The organism is Staphylococcus pasteuri, assembly GCF_030547725.1.
In the GTDB taxonomy this organism is placed as follows: Bacteria; Bacillota; Bacilli; order Staphylococcales; family Staphylococcaceae; genus Staphylococcus; species Staphylococcus pasteuri.
The window spans coordinates 1-239 of sequence record NZ_JAUOQO010000899.1 but is presented as its reverse complement, the minus strand read 5'-3'; the positions used below and the strand labels follow the sequence as shown (position 1 = coordinate 239).

1 protein-coding gene is annotated in these 239 nt (G+C 43.5%); it reads right to left on the bottom strand.

Annotation, left to right across the window (positions count from 1 at the left end):
• Positions 1-239: Maf family protein (locus tag Q4528_RS15855; RefSeq protein ID WP_303522702.1), on the bottom strand; the 239-nt coding region annotated here is incomplete at both ends.

The window sequence follows — 239 nt, the reverse complement described above, 5'->3', positions numbered from 1 at the left end:
GAACAATTCCAAACGCACGAAGCTCTCGTAGCGTTTTCGAAATAGGAAGCCCTACCACACTATAATAATCACCATGAATTCGCTTCACAAAGGCGGCACCGAAACCCTGTATGCCATAACCTCCCGCTTTATCAAAAGGCTCTCCTGTATCAAGATAGTTCTCAATCTCCTTATCTGTTAACTCCCAGAATTCTACTTCAGTTGCTTCAAAGAATTGGGCACTTCGTTCACTGGATAGA